General features: G+C 58.1%; 25 protein-coding genes. 13 read left to right on the forward strand and 12 right to left on the reverse strand.

All coding sequences use genetic code 11. The features are described from left to right. Window positions 1-3: 3 nt before the first annotated feature. The 9 genes from JANGC3_RS0127245 to JANGC3_RS0127285 all read right to left on the reverse strand — a co-directional run bounded on the left by JANGC3_RS0127245 (window position 4) and on the right by JANGC3_RS0127285 (window position 8,380). A complete protein-coding gene (locus JANGC3_RS0127245) occupies window positions 4-453 on the reverse strand; it encodes a hypothetical protein (protein ID WP_017879662.1) in 450 nt (149 codons plus the stop codon). A gap of 1 nt (window position 454) precedes the next feature. Continuing rightward, window positions 455-1,357 (reverse strand): P-type conjugative transfer protein TrbG, encoded by a 903-nt coding sequence (trbG, locus tag JANGC3_RS0127250; RefSeq protein WP_026133592.1) that lies wholly within the window; start codon window positions 1,355-1,357, stop codon window positions 455-457. A gap of 12 nt (window positions 1,358-1,369) precedes the next feature. Beyond that, window positions 1,370-2,140 (reverse strand): VirB8/TrbF family protein, encoded by a 771-nt coding sequence (locus JANGC3_RS0127255; RefSeq protein ID WP_026133593.1) that lies wholly within the window; start codon window positions 2,138-2,140, stop codon window positions 1,370-1,372. Then, window positions 2,137-4,674 carry a VirB4 family type IV secretion/conjugal transfer ATPase gene (locus JANGC3_RS0127260; RefSeq protein WP_017879665.1) on the reverse strand — a complete coding sequence of 846 codons (2,538 nt, stop codon included), beginning with the start codon at window positions 4,672-4,674 and terminating at the stop codon, window positions 2,137-2,139. The genes JANGC3_RS0127255 and JANGC3_RS0127260 overlap by 4 nt, the downstream gene beginning before the upstream one ends. Next, a complete protein-coding gene (locus JANGC3_RS0127265) occupies window positions 4,671-4,982 on the reverse strand; it encodes a conjugal transfer protein TrbD (RefSeq protein ID WP_026133594.1) in 312 nt (103 codons plus the stop codon). Before JANGC3_RS0127265 ends, JANGC3_RS0127260 begins: the two co-directional genes overlap by 4 nt. A 2-nt stretch (window positions 4,983-4,984) precedes the next feature. Beyond that, the gene (gene trbC, locus JANGC3_RS0127270; protein ID WP_017879667.1) at window positions 4,985-5,410 is read right to left on the reverse strand and encodes a conjugal transfer system pilin TrbC; all 426 of its coding nucleotides are present in this window, start codon (window positions 5,408-5,410) and stop codon (window positions 4,985-4,987) included. Window positions 5,411-5,421: 11 nt separating this feature from the next. Further along, window positions 5,422-6,387, reverse strand: a complete 966-nt coding sequence (gene trbB, locus JANGC3_RS0127275) for a P-type conjugative transfer ATPase TrbB (RefSeq protein ID WP_017879668.1) — start codon at window positions 6,385-6,387, stop codon at window positions 5,422-5,424. 256 nt (window positions 6,388-6,643) lie between these two features. After that, window positions 6,644-7,015: a transcriptional regulator gene (locus JANGC3_RS0127280; RefSeq protein ID WP_017879669.1), complete on the reverse strand. Its 372-nt coding sequence runs from the start codon at window positions 7,013-7,015 to the stop codon at window positions 6,644-6,646. A gap of 609 nt (window positions 7,016-7,624) precedes the next feature. Continuing rightward, the gene (locus tag JANGC3_RS0127285; protein ID WP_017879670.1) at window positions 7,625-8,380 is read right to left on the reverse strand and encodes a replication initiation protein; all 756 of its coding nucleotides are present in this window, start codon (window positions 8,378-8,380) and stop codon (window positions 7,625-7,627) included. Window positions 8,381-9,343: 963 nt separating this feature from the next. On the opposite strand from JANGC3_RS0127285, the gene JANGC3_RS0127290 reads away from it, so the two are divergent. The 13 genes from JANGC3_RS0127290 to JANGC3_RS0127350 all read left to right on the forward strand — a co-directional run bounded on the left by JANGC3_RS0127290 (window position 9,344) and on the right by JANGC3_RS0127350 (window position 17,556). Then, window positions 9,344-9,835 (forward strand): antirestriction protein, encoded by a 492-nt coding sequence (locus JANGC3_RS0127290; protein ID WP_017879671.1) that lies wholly within the window; start codon window positions 9,344-9,346, stop codon window positions 9,833-9,835. A gap of 41 nt (window positions 9,836-9,876) precedes the next feature. Further along, entirely contained in the window at window positions 9,877-10,320 is a 444-nt protein-coding gene (locus JANGC3_RS0127295) for a hypothetical protein (protein WP_157407075.1), read from the forward strand. A gap of 14 nt (window positions 10,321-10,334) precedes the next feature. Continuing rightward, complete coding sequence (locus tag JANGC3_RS30360) at window positions 10,335-11,264, forward strand: hypothetical protein (RefSeq protein ID WP_157407076.1); 930 nt, start codon at window positions 10,335-10,337, stop codon at window positions 11,262-11,264. Between the two features lie 261 nt (window positions 11,265-11,525). Then, window positions 11,526-11,813, forward strand: coding sequence for a hypothetical protein (locus JANGC3_RS0127305; RefSeq protein ID WP_017879674.1), 288 nt, complete (start codon window positions 11,526-11,528; stop codon window positions 11,811-11,813). Window positions 11,814-11,847: 34 nt separating this feature from the next. Beyond that, window positions 11,848-12,108 (forward strand): hypothetical protein, encoded by a 261-nt coding sequence (locus JANGC3_RS0127310; protein ID WP_026133596.1) that lies wholly within the window; start codon window positions 11,848-11,850, stop codon window positions 12,106-12,108. Between the two features lie 147 nt (window positions 12,109-12,255). Then, window positions 12,256-12,483 carry a stable inheritance protein KleA gene (gene kleA / locus JANGC3_RS31980; protein ID WP_081612059.1) on the forward strand — a complete coding sequence of 76 codons (228 nt, stop codon included), beginning with the start codon at window positions 12,256-12,258 and terminating at the stop codon, window positions 12,481-12,483. A 115-nt stretch (window positions 12,484-12,598) separates the two neighbouring features. Beyond that, window positions 12,599-12,904 (forward strand): KleE stable inheritance protein, encoded by a 306-nt coding sequence (gene kleE / locus JANGC3_RS0127320; protein WP_017879677.1) that lies wholly within the window; start codon window positions 12,599-12,601, stop codon window positions 12,902-12,904. A 155-nt stretch (window positions 12,905-13,059) separates the two neighbouring features. Then, window positions 13,060-13,365 (forward strand): transcriptional regulator KorA, encoded by a 306-nt coding sequence (locus JANGC3_RS34005; protein ID WP_017879678.1) that lies wholly within the window; start codon window positions 13,060-13,062, stop codon window positions 13,363-13,365. Window positions 13,366-13,373: 8 nt separating this feature from the next. Beyond that, window positions 13,374-14,132 carry a ParA family protein gene (locus tag JANGC3_RS0127330; protein WP_026133597.1) on the forward strand — a complete coding sequence of 253 codons (759 nt, stop codon included), beginning with the start codon at window positions 13,374-13,376 and terminating at the stop codon, window positions 14,130-14,132. Next, window positions 14,132-15,163 (forward strand): ParB/RepB/Spo0J family partition protein, encoded by a 1,032-nt coding sequence (locus JANGC3_RS0127335; RefSeq protein WP_017879680.1) that lies wholly within the window; start codon window positions 14,132-14,134, stop codon window positions 15,161-15,163. Before JANGC3_RS0127330 ends, JANGC3_RS0127335 begins: the two co-directional genes overlap by 1 nt. Before the next feature lie 186 nt (window positions 15,164-15,349). Beyond that, window positions 15,350-16,342: a DNA-binding protein gene (locus JANGC3_RS0127340; RefSeq protein WP_017879681.1), complete on the forward strand. Its 993-nt coding sequence runs from the start codon at window positions 15,350-15,352 to the stop codon at window positions 16,340-16,342. Between the two features lie 212 nt (window positions 16,343-16,554). Further along, window positions 16,555-16,896: a KfrB domain-containing protein gene (locus tag JANGC3_RS0127345; RefSeq protein ID WP_026133599.1), complete on the forward strand. Its 342-nt coding sequence runs from the start codon at window positions 16,555-16,557 to the stop codon at window positions 16,894-16,896. A gap of 33 nt (window positions 16,897-16,929) precedes the next feature. Continuing rightward, the gene (locus JANGC3_RS0127350) at window positions 16,930-17,556 is read left to right on the forward strand and encodes an IncP plasmid survival protein KfrC family protein (RefSeq protein WP_035789250.1); all 627 of its coding nucleotides are present in this window, start codon (window positions 16,930-16,932) and stop codon (window positions 17,554-17,556) included. Between the two features lie 64 nt (window positions 17,557-17,620). Here the strand turns inward: JANGC3_RS0127350 and JANGC3_RS0127355 are convergent, their stop codons facing one another. The 3 genes from JANGC3_RS0127355 to JANGC3_RS0127365 are packed head-to-tail and all read right to left on the reverse strand — an operon-like array spanning window position 17,621 to window position 19,184. Continuing rightward, the gene (locus tag JANGC3_RS0127355) at window positions 17,621-18,058 is read right to left on the reverse strand and encodes a hypothetical protein (protein WP_017879684.1); all 438 of its coding nucleotides are present in this window, start codon (window positions 18,056-18,058) and stop codon (window positions 17,621-17,623) included. Then, complete coding sequence (locus tag JANGC3_RS0127360) at window positions 18,058-18,783, reverse strand: nucleotide-binding protein (RefSeq protein ID WP_017879685.1); 726 nt, start codon at window positions 18,781-18,783, stop codon at window positions 18,058-18,060. The genes JANGC3_RS0127355 and JANGC3_RS0127360 overlap by 1 nt, the downstream gene beginning before the upstream one ends. Beyond that, on the reverse strand, window positions 18,783-19,184 hold the full coding sequence (locus JANGC3_RS0127365) for a TraK family protein (protein ID WP_017879686.1): 402 nt from the start codon (window positions 19,182-19,184) through the stop codon (window positions 18,783-18,785). Before JANGC3_RS0127365 ends, JANGC3_RS0127360 begins: the two co-directional genes overlap by 1 nt. Window positions 19,185-19,444 lie beyond the last annotated feature (260 nt).

A 19,444-nucleotide genomic window follows, 5' to 3' on the forward strand; every position in this document is an offset into this window, starting at 1 on the left:
TGATTACTCCTTCCGTACCCAGGCGCCGGCAGGCGTCACCGCGCCGCCGGCCGACTGGTAGACCCTTGACAGGGTTTGGCTGTTGATCCGTACCGTGACGCGGTACAGGCCGGGATCGAGCGGCTGGTCGATGACGTAGGCAAGCGCCTGCTCCCCGGCCGCCAGCGCCGGGGCCTGCGCCCCTGGCTTGACCTCGGCCAGTGCATAGCCTTTGGCCCGCATGGTCTCCACCATGGCGATGCCGAAGGTGTCAGGCGTGGCATGCTGCAGGTTGAACCTGGTCTTCGCTGGCGGGTACAGCGCCGCAAGCTTCTTCACCACATCGTCGGCCATGGCCTTGTCGTCGGTCGCCACGGGCGCCTGGACGAAGTTGCCGTAAGGGGCCGGTGCCGGGGTGGATGCGCAGCCGGCCAGGCCGGCGATGAGCAGAACGAGTAGAGCGGACTTTTGCATGTCATTTCCCCTTCGTGATCGTCACGCGGTCCTGGCCGCGCCCGACGCCTGCAATCAGGATCGCCTTGTCGAACACGGTGTCCACGATGTAGCGGTCGCCATGCACGCGGTAGTTGATCTGTACTGTTTCGTCGTCGGTGAACAGGCCACCCTCCTTGCGCACCACCAGCAAGGTCGGCGCTTCGGTTTGGCTCATCGCGGCCGGCATCTGGATCACGGTCCGCACGCCGTCGTTGTAGACCCGAACCGGCTTCCAGGCCACCGCGCCGTCGATGACGTATTTGAAGCTCAATTCGCTCAGAACTTCCTTCGTTTGCGGAATGGTCTGTTCGGCCTTTTCACGGACCTCGCGGGTGCGGATCGCGTCCCACTTGGCCGCCGAATCCTCCGGATAGGTGAAGCCGACACGCGGCATGTACTGCGTCCGGTGCGAACGCAGTTTCATGTGGTAGGTGCGCCGATTGGTGGTGACGATCAGCGTCGTGTCCAGGGCCACGTCGAGCGGCTTGATGATGAGGTGCTGCACCTCGCCGGCACCGACGCCGCTGATGGCCGGTTCCACCGTGAAGCGCGGATCGCCCTGGTTCAGGTTGTTGACCTGTTCGCCCGGCTGCAGCTCCACATCGCACACCTGCAGGACAGCGCACACGATGTTGATCTGCTGGACGCCGAATACGAAGCGCACCACCCCGCCAGGGCCGGCAACCGGCTTCATGCCGGCAGCGTCGGCACCATTGGCCTGCCATTTTTGGGCGATGGCGATGGCGTTTTTTTCTTGGGCGGTCAGCGCCGGATTCTTCTTCGAGAAAAAGGCCTCGGCCGAGGTGTCGCCGGCCGGCTTGTCAGCGGCCAGCGCGAGAAGGGGCAGCGCGCCCAAGATCATTGCTACGAACTGTTTTTTCATGGAAGTGCCCCTTTAACGTTGTTTGGACCAGGAGAAGTCGCGGATATGGACCCCCAGCGGGTTGTCACGAATCTGCTGCTCCGTTGTTTCGGCTGTCGGTACGATGGTGTAGACCGTCACGAGCGCTCGCCAGCGCTGCGGCGTGCCCTTCATCCCGCCCTGACGGTCGCGGGTCGTTTCGACCCAATCAACCTGCCAGGTCTCGCCGGCCTGGAACAGCACCGTGTCGATTTCAACGCTGACGGTCTCGGTCTCGGCGCGCTTGAACGGGTTGCTCGCCTCGTTGCCATTGAGGTATTCATTCGCTTTCGCGGTCGCCGCGTCGTTCGCCGACAACATCGAATACACATGGAAGACGCCCTTGCGCTGCAGCGCGATATCGGGCGTGACCATACGGATGTTGGAAATCCAGGCGGCCACCGACGAGTGGACGACGGCCGGATCGGCCGGCGCTGCGCGCTGCGCTGGCGCCACCGCCGCCTGCTGGCCCAGCTTGTCCACCTGGACGACGTACGGGACGAACTTGGACTGGCTGCCGATGTACACATTGCCCCCTACCGCAGCGAGAGCCACCAGGAGGGCAAGCACGCCCAGGATTTGGGCCATCTGGCGGCTCGCCATGTTGGCGGCGCCGATGTGATTCCAGGTTCGTCGCGCATTCAGGTAAGGATTCGGATTTTCCCCCTGGCGTCGTCCTCCTTCAATGTCTTCGTCGCCCCGGCGCTCATCGCCGCCGCTTGGCTTCTTGTAGATCAGCCCCTTAATCATGTTCCCGATATTCATGCTGTACCCCCGTAGTTATTGAGTTTGAGGCCCTTTACGGCGAGCCATTCATGTATCCAGTTATCGCCGTGGACCGCTTCCAGCTCCTTGATCTTGGCAATCGACTTCTTGTCGGTCGAGCCGGCGAACGCCAGGGCCAGCGGTCCAAGGGCGGCCTCGTAGAGCCGGCGCCCTGCCTCGGAAACGACGTAGTATTGGCGCTTCGGCAGCGCCGTTGCGATGATGTCGATTTGCTTGGTATTGAGGCCGGTCTGCTTGTAGAGTGCGGTGGCGGCTTCGGCTTTGGCGTCTTTGTTTGGCAGGTAAATCCGTGTCGCGGTGGATTCGACAATGATGTCCATAATCCCGCTCTTGGCAGCTTCCGCCAGGCTTTGCGTGGACAGCAACACGACGCAGTTCAACTTTGCGAACGAGCGCAGCCATTCCTCAATCTTGTCCTTGAACGCGGGATGCGCGAGCATCAGCCAGGCTTCGTCAATGAGGATCATCGCCGGCTGGCCGACCAGGCTAACTTCGATGCGGCGGAACAGGTACAGCAGGACCGGCAAGGCGAATTTTTCGCCGAGCTTCATCAGCTTCTCAATCTCGAAGGTCGTGAACTTCGACAGGCTTAGGCCGTCTTCCTCGGCATCGAGAAGGTGGCCCATCAAGCCGGCCACCGTGTATTGCTCCAGCGCCGCACGAATCGACTTGTCCTGAATCGTGAGGACAAAATCGGTCAAGGTCTTGCCGCCGCTCTCCTTCATGTTGAAGATGGCCTCGCCGATTCCATTGCGCTGCTCAGGCGTGGTGATGAGGCCATTGAGGGCGCAGCAAGTGTCGATCCACCCCATCGCCCAGGCACGGTCGCTCTTGGTCTCCAGGTACTGCAGCGGGCAGAATGCAAGCGTGCTGTCGTCGGACCCGACCTCGTAGTGATCGCCGCCGACACCCTTGGTTGTCGGGTACGCGGACATGCCCTTGTCGAACCAGTAGATCGACATGCCCTCGTAGCGCAGCGCCTGCAAGGCGATCAGCGCCAGTTTGGTGGACTTGCCCATGCGGGTCGGCCCAAGCATCAGGGTATGGCCAAGGTCGAGCCAATGCAGATTGAGCCGGAACGGGGTGGCGCCGTGGGTGACGCAGCTCATCAAGGGCGGCGAGTTCGGCGGGTACATCGGGCATGGCGCGTAATTGAGCCCGGTCCAGATCGTGCTGGTTGGCAGGAGGTCGGCCAGGTTCATCGTGTGCAGAAGTGGCCGACGAACGTTTTCCACACCGTGACCTGGCAGGCTGCCCAGGTAGGCGTCCAGCGTGTTGATCGTTTCAACCCTCGCGCTGAATCCAATCCTGTTGATGGACTTCTCGATCATCGAGGCCGATGCCGCCAGTTTGTCGCGGTCCTCGTCCATGAGGACGACGACGCTGGTGTAGTAGCCTTGCGTAATCAGGCCGCTATTGGTCTCGGCGATGGCCGAGCCGGCGTCAGCCACCATCGACACGGCATCCTCATCGACCGCCCCGGAATTGGTATTGAAAACCTGGTCGAAGAAGCCCCGGATTTTCTGCTTCCACTTCTTGCGGTATTTCTCCAAATGGGCGACGGCCTCATGGTGGTCCATGAAGATGAAGCGGGACGACCAGCGGTACTCGCATGGCTGCTCGCCGAGCGCCGTCAGGATGCCGGGCGTCGATTCCAGCGGGAAGCCGTCGATGGCCACCACCTGGACGAACTTGCGGCCGATCTTCGGCACGACCCCGGACCACATTTCCTGCGCTCCTATGAGCGTGTCGAGGTACATCGGGTTGTTGGGCAGCTGGATCGGATGGTTCAGGCCGGTGACGCAGAACTGCAGCCAGCGCAGGAAGTCGTCATGCGTGACGGTCGTGCCGTCCTCCTGGACGATCTTCTGGCCGCGCAAGCGGGTGGTCTTGACGGCCTCCGACAAGCGCGCCTCGATGTTGGCGCAATCGCGCTTGAAGGCGTCGATCAGGCCCTGGGTGCGCGAGCGGTGGTTCTGCACGTCCGTTTCGTCATCGAACATCATTTCGATGAACTTCTTCTCGGCCAGCAGCGGCGGGAAGTACGTTACGGTCAGGACGAAAAAGCCCTCGTACATAGTGCCAAGCCCCTCGAACAGCCGGCGCCGCTCTTCGTCAATCGCCTTCGAGAGCGGATCGGGAAAGCTCGACGCCGATGCCGGCGAGTAGTTCGGTGCCGGCCGGCGCACGGCGTCAACATGGATCATCCAGCCGTTGCCCAACCCGGCCAGCGCCTTGTTGAGGCGAAACGAGATCATTTCGCGCTGGTCGTCGGTGCTGCTGGCGTTGTCCTCGCCCATGTACAGCCAGGAGGCCATGAACGAGCCATTTTTTCCGACGATAATGCCGTCATCGACCATGGCGGCGTAGTTCAGGAGGTCGGCAAAGCCGGCCTCCTTGGAGCGGTGCTTTTTCAGCTCCAACTGGTTGTTCGCGGCCTGGATGCGCTGGAAGAGCAGCAGCAGCATCACGGCCCCGAGGACCGCGATGGTGATGGTTATGGTGGTAATCATTTGTATTGTTTCCCTTGACTGGTGGGATTGATACGGAAGGGCGTGCTGCGGGCCGGGTAATACGACTTGTACTTGCGATGCCGTATGTAAACCTGGCGCATACGCGGGTCGGACTTGGCCATTTTCCGGAACATGTACAACGCCCCAAACCACAGCCCAAGTCCGACTACCGTCGCCCTGACCTCTTGTGCGCTAAATATCAGCGCAAATGCCATCAGCCCGGTAAACATCACCAGTTCACGATCCCCACCCATGAACAGGTTGTGTCGATTGCCGGCCCGACGAATGGGAATCGTGCGGAGTGCCATAACTATGCAACCCGGCCCGTTGCGGCCATTGCCAGGAACTGCACTTGTGTAGCCGCCGCATCGCCCAAGGCTGCAATTTCAGCGCCACGACCGAAGAAGGTGCTCATCATGTTTTGCGCGCCAACCAGGAAGGCCATGACCAGCACCAGGAACATCAAGGTACGGAAGAAGCCGTTCAGGTCGCCACCGAAGATCAGGACGCCGCCCGCGATCACGATGCCGATAATCGACAGCGAGAAAGCCACGGGGCCTGTCACCGAGTTACGCAGACTGGTGAGCCAGTCCTCGTACGGCAGCGCGCCGCCCGTGCCGGTAGAAGCCATGGCCTGCGGGAGCAGGAAGATGTAAGCGACGACAAGCGCGAAGGCGATGTAGAACATCGTGGAGCGGTTGAGGGTGCCTGGTTGCGGGTAGAGAGTAGCGGTCATGTGAAAAGCTCCTAGATGGTTTTGGTGATGTATTTGCCGTCGGCGTAGCCGGAAATCTCAAGGACTTCCTGTATTACGCGATGGCCGTCAGGGGTGCGGGCGATATGAACAACAACATGAACCGCATCGCCTATCAGCGGTTCAATCTTCGACGGCGCCGCTTCGTTACGACTGATAAGCGACGCCAAGCGATCAAGGCCAGAGCTGGCCGTATTGGAGTGCAGCGTTGCTGCGCCACCCTCGTGCCCGGTGTTCCAGGCATCGAGCAGGTCCAGGGCTTCGGCCCCGCGCACTTCGCCGACCAGGATGCGGTCCGGGCGCATGCGCAGAACGAGTTTCAGCAGTGCCGACATGGGCACGTCAATGGTGGTGTGGTACTGCAGATAGTTTTCGGCGGCGCACTGGATCTCGCCCGTGTCCTCGATGATGCAAATGCGCTCCATCGGATCGCACAGCACCATTTGATTGATGATCGAATTGACGAGAGTGGTCTTGCCCGAGCCGGTGCCACCGATGACCAGGATATTGCGGTGGTTCTTGACGGCCGCCTTGATGGCTTCATAGTGGCGCTGCGTCATGATGCCCGCCTCGACGTACTGCTCTAATGTGAAGATGAAGAGCGCCTTCTTACGAATCGCGAAAGTCGGCGCCGTCACAATCGGAGGAAGCTGGCCAGCGAAGCGGGAACCGTCGAGCGGCAATTCGCCTTCAATCTTGGGATCGTTCGCATTGATGGTCTTGTTGAGGCAACTCGCCACGGTCTTGATGATGGCGGCGCCCCTTGCTGGTGGAAGCGTGCCGATGCACTTCATCTTTTCGCCAAGCTTCTCCTGCCACAGCTTGCCATCGGCATTGAGCATCAGTTCGACCGTTTTGGGATCGTGCAGGGCCGCCAGCAGGAGTGGCCCCATGTCACGCTCAAGCTTGCGCTTGGCTCGATCCAGGCTGATATCTGACCCGTCTTCTGATTCGTTCATGGTGTTCCTCCGGTCAATGTCGTCAATTCTACACGACGAAGGATATACCGAAACCATGTTTCGAACAATATTATTAAAAATTTATCGTATTTTCCGAAGGAGAGTTGTTGTGTATCAAATCACAATTTCGCTGTACTTCATAGGGGAATTTGCTTACCATAGCCGCCTCGACGGCGGACTGCAGACACGTTGCGTGCCTGCTACTTGCATGAACTAATTTAGCTGCTAAAGATTTCCTGCCGTCACTCGAAATTACCTATCGAACTCTTCGGTTTAGCAGCTTCTTGCGGTTCTGCTCATCCCATTGCCTTACGGAAAACGCCTGGAACTCGGTAAGGATGGCCGTATATCGGACATATCCCTCGGGAAGACTGTGGATCACCTGGCCGCCAGCCAATGCTGCAAGCGTTTCCCGGTCCAAGTCGGTCATTTCCAGCAGCTCGGGCAGCGAGGTTTGCAACGCCTCCGCGATCTGCTCCATAACTTTCAAGGAGGGATTCGCCTTTCCATTGGTCAGGTCCGAGAGAAACGAGACCGAAATGCCGGCCCTGTCTGCAAGCTCGCTTTTTGTCATGTGCCGTTCATCGAGCAGGCGCAAGATATTGGTGAATAGAATCTGGTTGTACACGGGAGGCCATTTAGTTTTTATAGTCAGCCGGAATTTTAGCCGCTAAAGTTCCGGTCAAGGAAATTGTTTAGCTAGATTAGATGCACGAAGCCAATATATCCGCGTAGCAACCGTTCTCTAGCTTCAATTTCTTGACAATATTACCTGTGATACCACGATTCGGGATACCCCTGTCTGTCGAGTAAATAGGGGGGGCATGATTGCTCAATGTCAAACGGGGAGCGTTTGGTGATGCAGTAGCGCAAGCTGGGGAATTTTCTGGGGTTTGGGCTTACACCCCCAAAACCGGCTATGGTGTGCTGCGCATCGAGCCTCCAAGAGCGGAGTCTCGCCCCTTCGGGCTGTCAGCGCCTTTCCAACGGCAAAGGCCACTTCTCACCCACCGGGCATAAAACAGCCCGAAGAATGTCCGAATACCCCGGCCGCGTCAGCGGCCAGGGAACCCGAAAAATGTCCGAATACCCTGGAAACACGTTCTCCTATGAAGGCATGCGGCTTTTTGGAGCTAAAAAAGGTAGCAAATAAACAATGTTTGCCCGAAAAATGTCCGAATGCACGCGTTTCGACGACCATAGCTCCAACCCGAAAAATGTCCGAATAGCCCCCCCGTCAGAGCAAACTCTGCTGTGGATTGACGCCGAACTTGAAATCGAGGCCGATCACCTTCCGGCCGGCCCGCTGAGCTTCCCACTCGATGAACATGTTGTTTTTCCCAACCAGCTCAATGACTGCAGGTTCGATCACCCGCGTCCGGATCGACTTGAAGTCCTTCTTGTAGCTATCGGGTACATCCATCGCGACACAGAAATCCTCTATCGAGGGCTGGTAGCGCCCGGTGTCCTGCCAGGACTGCAGGACCTCGAACAGGCGCCACGAATATGCCGACCGGAGGGCCGAGGCCTGGGTGAGCTTGTAGCTTGTGAACTCCTTGCGCAACCCGATCAGGTGCGGGACCACTTCATGCCACCAGTCCAGCTCGACCCAACCTTCGCCCTTGTGGTAGCGGACGGCGCCGCACCAGCGGAATTTGTACTCTTCCACACCCTTGCGCGTTTTGCGAAGCGTCCGTATGTAGCGGCCGAACAGAGTCTCGGAGGCCGACTGTAGCTGATCGTAAGCCGTGTTCATGTCAACGTTGAACGTCTCCGCATAATCGGCGGCCGACAACCGTACCTGCCAGGCCCCCCGCTGCTGCACTTGCGTCATGTTCGGGAGCTGGTCGGTCTTGGCGATGCACGCAGCAATGATGCGCTTCTCGGCCAGGGACAGCCCGTGAGCGCTGCGCGTCAGGGCATTGCTCATGTTGACCTGTAAAACGCCTAACGGCTGTTCGGCATCGAGCTTGTGGACGTGTTGAAGTTTCATGGTTCTCACTGGCAAGGGTTACTGGATTTCGGACACACACCGTGGTATTCGCACTTGAAACTATGACTGCCCTGATTGTAGGCATCAGGACTTTTAAAAGTCAAGTGTCCGATTAGCCACAACCCGAAAAATGTCCGAATAGCGCCGATGCATACAACCCGAAAAATGTCCGAATGCCGGCGTCTTGCCAGCCCGAAAAATGTCCGAGTGGAACACCCGAAAAATGTCCGACTCGCCCGAGAAAAGTCCGATGAAACCCGAAAAATGTCCGATTCTCTCTAAATAGAGAAACAGTTGAAACAAAAAACAGGAAACACAAATCTCCTACCCCGCAGAAACACTCATAGCGCTACGCGCGTGATTCGACTCCAGGCCCCCAAGGGGGCAATGAACTAACCCCCCCGACGAATGCGACGGCCAACAAGAGAATTGCGCAATGGGATTGCCAGCACCAAGGCCGCCTACCCTTCGGGCTTCGCCCTACGCCCCGCCGCTGCGCGACGGCCTGCGGGGCAAGCCCCGCGATCCTGCGGCCTGGAGCGGCCCGCTATGCCTTTGCAGAATAACAGGCCAAAAGTATGACTCGATTATCGTACAGAAAAGCAATCGACGCTGCGGGCGGACGACGCCCGTTTGAAAGCCGGCGGCGTGCACTGGTCAGTAGGGTTTACGCCAAGGGAGGGCCTGGTTTTGACGCCGGCCCTGTAAGCGTCGATACCAGGGCATTCCAGCAGGTGCTGGCGCCATCGGGAGGGGTTTAGGGGTCGGATTTATCCGGCATCAACCTTAACGCAGCCGGATCGACCCCTGCGCAAGCAGGGGCTTGATTTTGCGAAGCAAAATTCGACCGGAGACAAGCGGGGACGCCCGCGCTGTCAAGGCAACCAGTTGGCCTCTTTTTGGTGTTGACTGGTCAGAAAATTTAGCTAAACATTAACGAATTCTCTTTCCGATTAGGGCAATTTGCCCTATACTGTTGTTGAAGGCCGGGCAATTGCCCAGGTCAATAACCGGAGAACTCCGAAGGTCAATACGCAACAAAACCTTACCGTAACCGCTTCCCGTGTGCTGGATAATCAGCGCGAAAATTTCCTTCCCATGTACTTCGGCAGGTCGTTCATGTTGGGTGAGCCGTTCGTGTACGCCTGGCTTGATCGCCTTTCGGTGGACTACGACGGCGGCATGTGGGATTTCTTTGAACTGAGCAACGGCGGCTTCTACATGGCCCCGGTCGTGCCTGGCCCGTTGCGCATCGAGGTCCACGGCAATTACTACAGCGGTAGTGTGTCCGCCGACGCGGCCGGCATCATCGCCACGCTGTTCGCCATCAGCCAGCTTGCGGCCCAGGTAACGGACCCGGACGAATGCGGCCCTTTGATCGACCGCTACCATCACCTACTTGAGTTTGCTGATTCACATGTCGAGGGCGGCGCCATCCTCCAGGCCATCGACTGATGAGGTTGGCCCTGGCCGCTAGGCCGGGGCCAATTACGACGATGACAGACAACGAAAAAATCAATCTGCGAAACGAGGCGACCTACTCGCGGCGCTTGATGGGCACCAGCGTGACAGACCCGGCAACCGAAAAGTGCCACCAGTGCGGGGAGCTGCTGCACCCTTACCCCAAGCCCGAATACTGGATGCAGTACCCACTGCCCGAGTGTTGCATCATCGACGGCTTGAAGATGTGCGAACCTTTTCGAAAGCCTGAGTGCGCCGACACCTACCTGGCCGGGCATCCGGCGCCGGCCGGCGAGCAGAAAATGGCGAAAATGCCGGCCAAGAAGGCGAAGACGGCCGTTGAACGGGATACGGAGCGCGGCGCGAAGCGGGACGCGGAGGCGGCAGCCGTGGCCGCCTCGATGCCGGTCGACCAGGACGGATTGCTTGCTGTGGCGAAGGAGTGTGTCGAGCTGTACAACAATGCTGGGGTAGGGTAAGGATTCGTGCGTAAATGAGTAACATCTTGGAAAACCCTGTGGTTGAAGGCTCCGCCGTAAGTGCAAGAAAAACGAGCGTTTATCTTGTGGTCAAAAATCCGGCTACTTTGCCTGGGAAAAGTGCAAGAAAACTCATTGAGGAAATCAAAGCAATGTTCAAGACCTCGATTTCGCTTTTCTGGCACTGCCTCTTACTCATTTGCGAAGGAATCCTTACCGTCCCCCATGCTGTGTTGTCCCGAGCCGACTTTGCCGCCCTGGTCATCAGCGAGCGCTACGATGCCGCGATCTGGAAGCTCAACGGCGGATCGTTCTTCGGCTCCAATGCCGGCGATGAATCGGCCGGCACGATTGTCAGCCGGCACTGCCAGGCTGTACCTGGTGCGGTGCCGATGTGGGGGCAACAGGGGCAATTCATCATCGATGTGAAGGGTATCCGGTGTTGGGTGAAGTATGGCGGCAGTCTCGGTTCGGTCTTGAACTGTCATTTCGAGTTCAAAGCCCTGGACCTGGACGGGCCGTTCATTTCCGAAACCGGCTACCGTTCGCATTTTTGCGGCGTGGTGCGTGGCCAGGCGGTGGATGCGGCGGCGGCGGCGATCTTCACCGGCTTCCTGGGCAAGCACAGGCGATATTTGGAGCCTTCTTACCAGGACAGCCTGGCGACCGACCAGCTGCCGGGCTGGATCAAGGCGCTCCCGGTCCAGCCAAGGCGCTCGCTGGCCGTCAGAGAGGCCCCGTGCGACGCACAGGCGCTGCCGGATGGCTTCGTCCTGGTGGACGTGGTGTTGACTGCCCGCCAGGCCTTCATCGTCCGCAAATGGGCCGAGGCGGCCCGTCCCAGGGTCATAGCGGCAATGCGTGAGGCGCAGAAGTCGCCGGCATCGGCGCCCGTGGAGCCAGCTCTTGCCGCCGCTGCGGCAGACGAAGGCGGCGGCGACTAAGCCGGGGCCGACGACCCCGAGCCTGGCCAGCGGTACAGGATCGTCAAAGTTCACCATCCCTGCTTTGATAAATCGCTTGGGAAAATTGTCGTTATAGCGAAAGTTTTCCCCGGAAAATGTAGCGTTTTCGCGCATGACGATAGGCCTCTTACCTACCGGAAGAATCGAAACGGGCGTATGGTTATTGACTATGATCCGAGGTGCGATCAAACCGTGTACAGCATGGATTCCCTCGAACGTATTTGACCATTGGAGACTGGAATGGATGAACAGACAGCGGTTGCGTTGTTGACGGAAAAGGTGCGTGAGTATGCCCAGGGACGGCAGCAGGACGTGGCACGAGGGGCCGAAAGGCCCCGCCTGGCCGCCTTGCTGGTGCAAAAGTATGGTTTGGGCATTGTGGATACCGTCGCGCTCCTATTCGACTCGCCCAGGGCGGCCGACCCCATCAGCAAGGTTGTTGACGAGGAAACAGCTATCATTGATCCTGACTGGCAAGAGAACGACCGCCAGCGCTGGGCGGCCAGGCCGGCCGACCTGGCGCTGTGACGAATACGAACAGGATCACCGAAAAGGACAGGGAATGACTGAGGCATTTATCAGGGAAGGCTGCTTGCAGCCGGCCGCATCGTGGGAACAGCCGACCGGCGAAGAAGTGCGCGAGGTGTTACGCCTGGCGAGCTTTAAGGGCGGCCAGGCGGCAAAAGCGCTGGGCCTCGGCGCTAAAGGGGATCGCACCGTGCGGCGCTGGATCGGGGGCGATTCCTCGATCCCCTATGCCGCGTGGGCGCTGCTTTGCGACTTCGCCGGATTGGGTTCCATCTGGAAGCGCAAAGACGGCTAAAGCGAGAGCGGTTTTACTCCATAGGGAAATTTTAGCAGCTAAATTTATATCAATGTTTAGCTATATTCCGGTTGCATACTAGGGTAATTTGCCCTAGTATGCAAGTGAGGCCGGGCATATTGCCCAGGTCAATTACCGGAGTTCCCGATGAAAAAAATCATGCCATGGCTTGACCTGTTGAATGACGTCACCGCCACCGATTTCCCAGCTCGACGTGATCGTATCGCGGCCTTGATGGAGCAGGCGACAGAACCAACGAACAACGCAGCTCACCTGTTGGCCGAGGCCTACGTGGAGGGTTGCAAACTGGAAGGCGATGCGAATGCGCATTGGTCAATCAAGGAAATAGAGCAGGCACAACTGTGTTCTGGATGAGTGGGAAGCTCCCCGGATCACTCCGGGGAACCTGGCCTAAGTACTGACATACTCAAGCCCAGGCGCGGACACCTGCAGCCAGTATTTGAACTGGAATGCGACAAGGGGTCAAGCTATGACGAACATTGTGAAGTTCCCAGGTGCGAAACAAGAGCCACCGGAACAGCCGACTGAGGCACCACGCGAGGCTCCAGCGCCTACGAGCGACCCTGCCCTGCTCAAGGGGATATGGGTCGTCACGGTGCTGCTGTGGCCCTTCCTGAAATGGATAGTAGCGCTTGATTGCGTCTACCAGATGGTGCGGATGATGTACCACTGGAACACGCCTGGGAGTTTTGCCGGTTTCAGATTCCTGCTGCACTTTGGTGGCTTCGTCGCACTGACCTACTTCGTGTCGCTGTACAAACCGAAGGGTCTCTGACCCTGCAGGACCAAAATAGTTTAGCTAAATTATTTTCGTTTAGCTACCGAAAACGCTTGACCGCTTCGCAAAGTTTAGCTAAACTTTTACTTGTCGCTGGCTGACACCGGCATTTCAAAAACTAGGCGCGGAGCAAATGACTATGGGTGAGATTGATGAAAAAGAGGCTAACCGAGGCACAGTTTCAAGCGTGCATCAAAGACTTGGAAGTCGGGAAGCAAACCATCGAGATAGCACGGGCCGTGCTGGTGGACGGCAAGCCGCAAGCGGGATTCGTCAGCGCACTCGGCTTGACCAGGGGCGCAGTGTCCCAGGCAGTGCAGCGCGTGTGGACGGCATTCGAGAATTCAAATCTGCCTCAAGGGTACGAACGGGTAACGGCAATTCTGCCGGAACACCAGGCGTTCACGGTCAAGAAGTGGGCAGAGGAAGCAGCCAAAAAAAGGGGTTTCAAGGCATGAGTCATACCATGGCAGTCGCGCAGCAAAAGGGCGGGGATGGGAAAACGGCGAGCGTTGTGCATTTCGCGTTCGACTTCTTCGAGCGTGGCCATCGTGTCGCGGTCGTTGACCTGGACACCCAAGGTAACGCCTCCCATACGCTCGAACAGTTTGCAAGCGGCTACGCGGCTAGCGCCATGTTCAGTGAGAGCGCCGACAAGTTGAGCGCCCACTTCGGTGAATTGTCGGAAGGCCCTTTGCTTAGCCTGATCGCGGCCGACAAGGACCTGGCCAACATGGAAGAGCTGGATTTCGATGAGGCCAAGGAATGCTTTAAGTCGAACATCGAGGCGCTGGCCAAGAGCGGCTACGACATTATTCTGATCGACAATGCCCCTTCCCTCGGCACCACCCTTGCGGCATCGCTCTATGCGGCCGACAGCGTGATTTCACCGATCAAGCCCGAGTATTACAGCATCATGGGCATCAAGAAGATGCTTACCGTGATCGCGAACGTACGCAAGACAAACACCAAGCTGCAATTCATGGGCATGGTGCCAAGCATGGTGGATATGCGAAACCCCAGCCACGTCCAGAACCTGGCCGAGCTGCAGGAGGCGTATCCCAAGCTGATGATTCCCTTGACGATAGGGCTGCGCAGCAGCATCGCGGATGCGCTGGCCGACCAGATGCCGGTATGGCAGATCAAGAAAACTTCCGCCCGCAAGGCCGCCCAAGAGATGCGCGCCCTGGCCGCCTACGCAATCGAGAAAATGGAGATCAAATAATGAACGCACCACAAACCATCGTGAAAAAGAAGAGCCGCCTGTCCGGTCTGTTGAACGACGACGCGGCCGATGGCGCAATATCTTCGCCCGCCGAATCGAACCAGCCGGCGGCGCCAGTGCAGACAGGCGAAATAATGCTGTTCGATATGGACCGGATTCATCCTGACCCGGACCAGCCGAGGTCCAAGGAAAACCCAGGGTTTTCGCCAGAGAGCATCGCCGAACTGGCGGCCTCGTTCGGCCCGACCGGCCCCAAGTCGCCTATCTCGCTGCGGGACCATCCGGAGATTCCCGGCGAGTTCATGATTAACCATGGTGAACGCCGTTACCTGGCAGCGAAGTTCAAGGGCCTGTCGAAGGTCGGGGGCTTCCTCGACAACAACCATAACGAGGACGACCAGGTTATCGAGAACGTCCAGCGCGAAGACATGACGCCGCGTGAAATCGCCGCCTACATCGACCGCAAGATGAAGAAGGGTTTCAAAAAGAAGCAGATCGCGGACCTGATCGGCAAGTCGCCATCCTTCATCACCCAGCACGCCGCGTTGCTGGACTTGCCAGAGCCAATCGCCAAGGTGTTCAACTCCGGCCGCGCCAACGATGTGACGGTCGTTAGCGAGCTGGTGACGGCCTACAAGAAGAACCCGAAGGAAGTCGGGGCATGGCTTGAAGATGAGAACCAGGAAGTGACGCGGGGCGAGGTTAAGCTGCTGCGCGAGTTCCTGGACGACAAGCGGGCAAGCGAACAGGGCGACCGTGACGGCGATACCGTTGACCTGGTGAGCGGCAAGACCGAAAACGAAGTCAGCAACGAAGAACAGGGCAAAGAGGCGAAGAAGGAAAAGGAAGCTGATCCCGAGAAGCTGAAAAAGGCGATCATTCAGGTCGAACACGACGGCCGCCCTGCCCGCCTGATTCTCACCCGCCGCCCACCGGCCGAGGGCTACGCTTGGATGAAGTATGACGATGATGGCGCAGAGTTCGAGGCAAGCTTGAGCGACGTAACGCTTGTCGCACTGCTCGAAGGCTAAAGCGCCGCCGACCTTCCCGCCCTACCAGCTCAGAAGCCCGCAATAGCGGGCTTTTTTTCCGCCTGAAATTTAGCCGCTAAATTTAATGCTGCACGAATTCGATAATAATAATATTATTCTTACTAATATTCTTACTATTTTTATTCTTATTCTGTTACCATATCTTCTTACTATTGGAGGTTCATCATGGGAATTGCCAAAGAAGCCCGCGACCGCATTTTTGCTGCAGCAAATTCGCTCTATGAGCAGGCCGGCTGTGCCGGCAATTTCCCGACCGTGGACGCGGTGCGCAAGCTCGCCAAGGTCAACATGAACGATGCGAGCGTTGGCATGAAGGAGTGGCGCCGAACTCAGGCGACGCAGGCAGCGCCCGTGGCCGTGCAGGTGCCGGAGGCCGTACAGCACGCTAATGCCGTCGCATTGGCGAACCTGTGGCACGAGGCCCAGGAGCTGGCGAACGAGTCGCTGAGGGCCGTGCAGGCCGGCTGGGACGCCGAGCGCATCGAGGCCGAGACCCTGAACAAGCAGATCGGCGATGCCTACGAGGCCCTTTCCCTCACCTTCGATGCGGCCCAGCAGGATGCCGCGCTGGTCAAGATGAGTATTGACCAGTCCGAAGCGATGGTCCAGGACCTGCAGGCCGAACTCGAAGCGGCCACCGTCGCGCTGACGGCCGCCAAGGCGGCCACCGTCACGGCCGACGCCCGCACCGTGGAAATCAAGCGCCGCGCCGACGAGCTGCGTTCAGAACTCGATCACGCCCATCAGGAAGCCTCCCAGGTGCGCGAAGAGCTGGCCGCCTTGCGCCAGGCCCGTCACGCCGAGGTCGAGGCACTGAGGGCTGCTACGGCGGCCCAGCAGGCACGTTCAGATGAAGCGGTTGCGAAGGCAGATGCGTTGCGCACTGACTTGGCGACGGCCCGCGCCAAGGCCGACGCCGCCCAGGACGCACTGCAGCAGGAGCGCGCCCAGGCCGCAGCCGAGCTGCAGCGCCTCGTCCAGCAGCTCGACCAGGCGAAGACCGACCGCGACCAGGCTGTACAGACCGCGACCCAGGCCCGCGAGGAAGCGGCCAACCTGCGCGGCAAAATGGATGCGATCACCGATCAAAACTCGCAACTCCTGCAAACGCTCAAATCGGCGCAGGCAAAAGGCGCGTCCAATAGCAAAAAGGAATGATTCCATAACAATAGTTTGTGCCGCACCATGGCAATGTTGTAGAAAACTCACCAATTCTCACGGCATATGCACAGTTAGATCGAAATCAGAGTAATTAAACTGATAAATCGAAAATGAATCGGCTAAAATGAGTGTTGTTTTCATGCCACTGCCCCTATGGCAGCCATGTTTACGGCAATGCGATTTTGACCATCTACCAACAGGAGTATTCTATGAAGCAGCGCCTTCTTGTCATGAACGGTCAGCGGTTAGTTCAGAGCGAAAAAGGCGGCGACTGGAATACCGACAAGGTAGAGAAAGCCGGCGCGGTGAAGCCGGGAATCTATAACATTCACCTGTCGTCCCAAGCGGACAAATCCAAGGCGCATGATGGTCCCGTCATCCATGCCGACAAGGAACATGTGTACCAGCAAGTTGGCAAGAGCTTTGTCAAGCATGACCGCGCCGATTTCGATAAACTCCCTGAAATCGGTAGCAATTCCACCATAAAGTACGATAATGGGAAGGCGACCGTAGCCTCATCTTCAATGAAATTGGGGCGCGGAATTTCCTAAAGAACTTTAGCGGCTAAAATTTGGAGTCATGTGATGAACCAACAGCGCGAGCAGCTACAACAGCAGGCCCGAGCAGCCCAGCAATCCATCAGCACCTCTTTCGACGCCGAATCCCAGGCCGACAGCCTGGTCGAGCGGGCCAACGCCGAACAGGCCGAGCAAGCTACCTTGCTCGACACCCCATCCATTGAAAGCCAATACGCGACCGCCCTCGCCGCCCAGGTCGAAAGCAAGCACGACCAGGTAGAGCGCATCGAGGACCGGCTCGAAAGCCTCATCGAGCAGCAGTCGTCCCGCCTGCAGCAAGCGCGTTCGCAGCAGCCAGGCCTGATCGCGTTGCCGAGTACGAAATCTAAATGGCAGCAGCAGATTCATCAGCAGCAGAGCACAATGCAGCGCCTGCAGGGCCGCCTGGAGATTGTCCGAGAAATCAAGGATGGCATGGGTGTCCACGGGCCGCGCATCGAGGAAATGGCGGCGCGGCGGCTGCGCCACCAGGAGCCGGGCCTAACAAGCGAATGGGACGAACACCAGGAAGAGCTGCGCCGTACCGTGGCCCTGCAGCGCAAAAAAGAAATGGAGCAGCGACAGTCGGCCACGAATGGCAAGACACTCGGGACATCACAAACCCTCGTTCTCGCCATCGGCACCAGGTCGTAAAAAAAACCCGGCTCTGCCGGGCTTGTCCTATCTGGCGCCAGTGTCATCGACGGGCGCCTTGGTTTCAGTGCAGGACTGCCCACAGCGCGACGGCCGCCGCTGCCATCGTCACGCAAGCGGCAAACACATTCAGCCTGGCGATCCTATGGGCATCGCGAACAGGGCCGGAAAACTTCGCTACGGCCGCTTCAATCTCCGTTGCAACGCCCGCAGCAGTAGAGCGTGCGCCCTCCTGCATGAGCTGGTCGATGGCATCCTTGGCGGCCGACAGGGATGCGTTGAGGATGCGTTCGGCTTTTTCCCTGGCGTCATTCCCCCATCTGAGTGCCAGCGCCTCCAATTCCTCCTTGTACTGGTCGAGCTGGGCCTGCTGCGCCTTCGAGCTGTCCTGCAGCAGCCGATTGTTGATCGTCTGCAAAACAAGGATCGGATCGTCGCGAGACACGGCGATCCCGTGCTTGCTCGCGATTTCCTTGATGAGTTCTTCCAATTGATCGCTCATCACAGCACCGTCGCGTTATCCATCTGAGTGTAGACCTGGCCCTTGATGATTTTGAGGCGCTGGCGGGTCATGATCGTCAGCGATTCCTGCGCAATGGCCTGGTCGAAGGTCAGCCGGTCCTGGAGCATTTCCCCCAAGTCCCGGCCGTACGTTTCCTTTTTGAGCGACGGAAGCTGGATGATCGCGGATACACGGGCCTTGTTGGTCGTGTAGGCCTTCATCTGCTCGAATCCCTTGCCCTCATGTTCGATCGGTCCCCAAAATGGATTGAGCCACACCACGAACAGCGCCTCGGCCGGAAACTGGCTCACGAGCTGGTTGAAGCCGCTGATCGTGTCCAGTAGAGCCTGGCCACCCGTGACAACCGTATGGACCACCAGTTCGTGCCCCATTTCGGCCAGCAGTGCCGGCACCTGGTTGCTGATGAGGAAATGGGACAGCGGGACGAAGGAGCTTGCCCCATTGTCGATGATGACATCGCCATTGGCCGCCGCGATCATTTCAACCAGGGTGTCGAAGCTGCGCGGATTGATTTCCTCGTTTTCCATTATTTCAAGGCGTTTTACGTTCAGCGACTTGTAGCCGCAGAACGTGGAGTTGACGGGATCGGTGTCGATATTGGTCGGTGGAGCGCCCTTATCGCTGATGAATTGGGCAAGAAACGCGGCGACAACCGACTTCCCAACGCCGCCCTTCCCTTGCAGAATAAAGTGTATTTTTGCCATTATATTAAGTCCTTAACGTTAGGTTCGGGGTTGTATGAAAAGCCGGTCGTACGGTCCGGCGCCTTTACCTTCGGTGCCGGACTTTTGGGAGCGATCTTCTGATCTTGCCGGCCTCGCTCGATGGCCGGTTGCGGATCGGTTTTGGCCGGCACTGAATCGGCCGGCCTGGATGACTTCAAGCGGATATAGCGGTTCACGTAGTTGAGAAACGTGTCATATCCGAAAGCCACGCGTTTCTCTTCATGCATGTTGGCCCATATCGTTTTGACCGCATATCCCGCGTCCACGGCCAGCTTTATGTCATCGCGCACGGCCAGAAACGCGACCAGGTTCTTGTCGCGTTTTGTCGATTCACGCCGCTTCACCCACTCGGCAAGCTGCTCGGGATAAGACTTCGCCATATCAATTTTTCATCTGCTGGAAGTTCCATTTCTTGTCAATTTTTAGCCGTTTTTTACCCGGCTACGCACGATTATATGGCGTATACGGTGGCTTTCGTCATATCCGTTGCAAAAAAGACGGGTTTTATTGATATAAAAGAGGATAAATCGAAAATGGAGTGGTATCATTTCTTGGCGTAATCGACTCGTTGAGTCGGGCAGGATAGGTGAAGATAGCTATCCGGCAGGCCGGATATCTCTCTTCACGCTCCCTTATTCGC

Source organism: Janthinobacterium sp. CG3, assembly GCF_000344615.1.
In the GTDB taxonomy this organism is placed as follows: domain Bacteria; phylum Pseudomonadota; class Gammaproteobacteria; order Burkholderiales; family Burkholderiaceae_D; genus Janthinobacterium.

Bases quoted from the DNA above. Each gene is read 5' to 3' on its own strand.
- JANGC3_RS0127365 (WP_017879686.1), bottom strand. From the start codon at position 19,184: ATGGCGAAGTCTTATCCCGAGCAGCTTGCCGAGTGGGTGAAGCGGCGT.
- JANGC3_RS0127360 (WP_017879685.1), bottom strand. From the start codon at position 18,783: ATGGCAAAAATACACTTTATTCTGCAAGGGAAGGGCGGCGTTGGGAAG.
- JANGC3_RS0127355 (WP_017879684.1), bottom strand. From the start codon at position 18,058: ATGAGCGATCAATTGGAAGAACTCATCAAGGAAATCGCGAGCAAGCAC.
- JANGC3_RS0127335 (WP_017879680.1), top strand. From the start codon at position 14,132: ATGAACGCACCACAAACCATCGTGAAAAAGAAGAGCCGCCTGTCCGGT.
- JANGC3_RS0127305 (WP_017879674.1), top strand. From the start codon at position 11,526: ATGGATGAACAGACAGCGGTTGCGTTGTTGACGGAAAAGGTGCGTGAG.
- kleE (WP_017879677.1), top strand. From the start codon at position 12,599: ATGACGAACATTGTGAAGTTCCCAGGTGCGAAACAAGAGCCACCGGAA.
- JANGC3_RS30360 (WP_157407076.1), top strand. From the start codon at position 10,335: ATGAGTAACATCTTGGAAAACCCTGTGGTTGAAGGCTCCGCCGTAAGT.
- JANGC3_RS0127330 (WP_026133597.1), top strand. From the start codon at position 13,374: ATGGCAGTCGCGCAGCAAAAGGGCGGGGATGGGAAAACGGCGAGCGTT.
- JANGC3_RS0127265 (WP_026133594.1), bottom strand. From the start codon at position 4,982: ATGGCACTCCGCACGATTCCCATTCGTCGGGCCGGCAATCGACACAAC.
- JANGC3_RS0127310 (WP_026133596.1), top strand. From the start codon at position 11,848: ATGACTGAGGCATTTATCAGGGAAGGCTGCTTGCAGCCGGCCGCATCG.
- trbB (WP_017879668.1), bottom strand. From the start codon at position 6,387: ATGAACGAATCAGAAGACGGGTCAGATATCAGCCTGGATCGAGCCAAG.
- trbG (WP_026133592.1), bottom strand. From the start codon at position 1,357: ATGAAAAAACAGTTCGTAGCAATGATCTTGGGCGCGCTGCCCCTTCTC.
- trbC (WP_017879667.1), bottom strand. From the start codon at position 5,410: ATGACCGCTACTCTCTACCCGCAACCAGGCACCCTCAACCGCTCCACG.
- JANGC3_RS0127260 (WP_017879665.1), bottom strand. From the start codon at position 4,674: ATGATTACCACCATAACCATCACCATCGCGGTCCTCGGGGCCGTGATG.
- JANGC3_RS0127350 (WP_035789250.1), top strand. From the start codon at position 16,930: ATGAACCAACAGCGCGAGCAGCTACAACAGCAGGCCCGAGCAGCCCAG.
- JANGC3_RS0127340 (WP_017879681.1), top strand. From the start codon at position 15,350: ATGGGAATTGCCAAAGAAGCCCGCGACCGCATTTTTGCTGCAGCAAAT.
- JANGC3_RS34005 (WP_017879678.1), top strand. From the start codon at position 13,060: ATGAAAAAGAGGCTAACCGAGGCACAGTTTCAAGCGTGCATCAAAGAC.
- JANGC3_RS0127285 (WP_017879670.1), bottom strand. From the start codon at position 8,380: ATGAAACTTCAACACGTCCACAAGCTCGATGCCGAACAGCCGTTAGGC.
- JANGC3_RS0127255 (WP_026133593.1), bottom strand. From the start codon at position 2,140: ATGAATATCGGGAACATGATTAAGGGGCTGATCTACAAGAAGCCAAGC.
- kleA (WP_081612059.1), top strand. From the start codon at position 12,256: ATGAAAAAAATCATGCCATGGCTTGACCTGTTGAATGACGTCACCGCC.
- JANGC3_RS0127295 (WP_157407075.1), top strand. From the start codon at position 9,877: ATGACAGACAACGAAAAAATCAATCTGCGAAACGAGGCGACCTACTCG.
- JANGC3_RS0127245 (WP_017879662.1), bottom strand. From the start codon at position 453: ATGCAAAAGTCCGCTCTACTCGTTCTGCTCATCGCCGGCCTGGCCGGC.
- JANGC3_RS0127345 (WP_026133599.1), top strand. From the start codon at position 16,555: ATGAAGCAGCGCCTTCTTGTCATGAACGGTCAGCGGTTAGTTCAGAGC.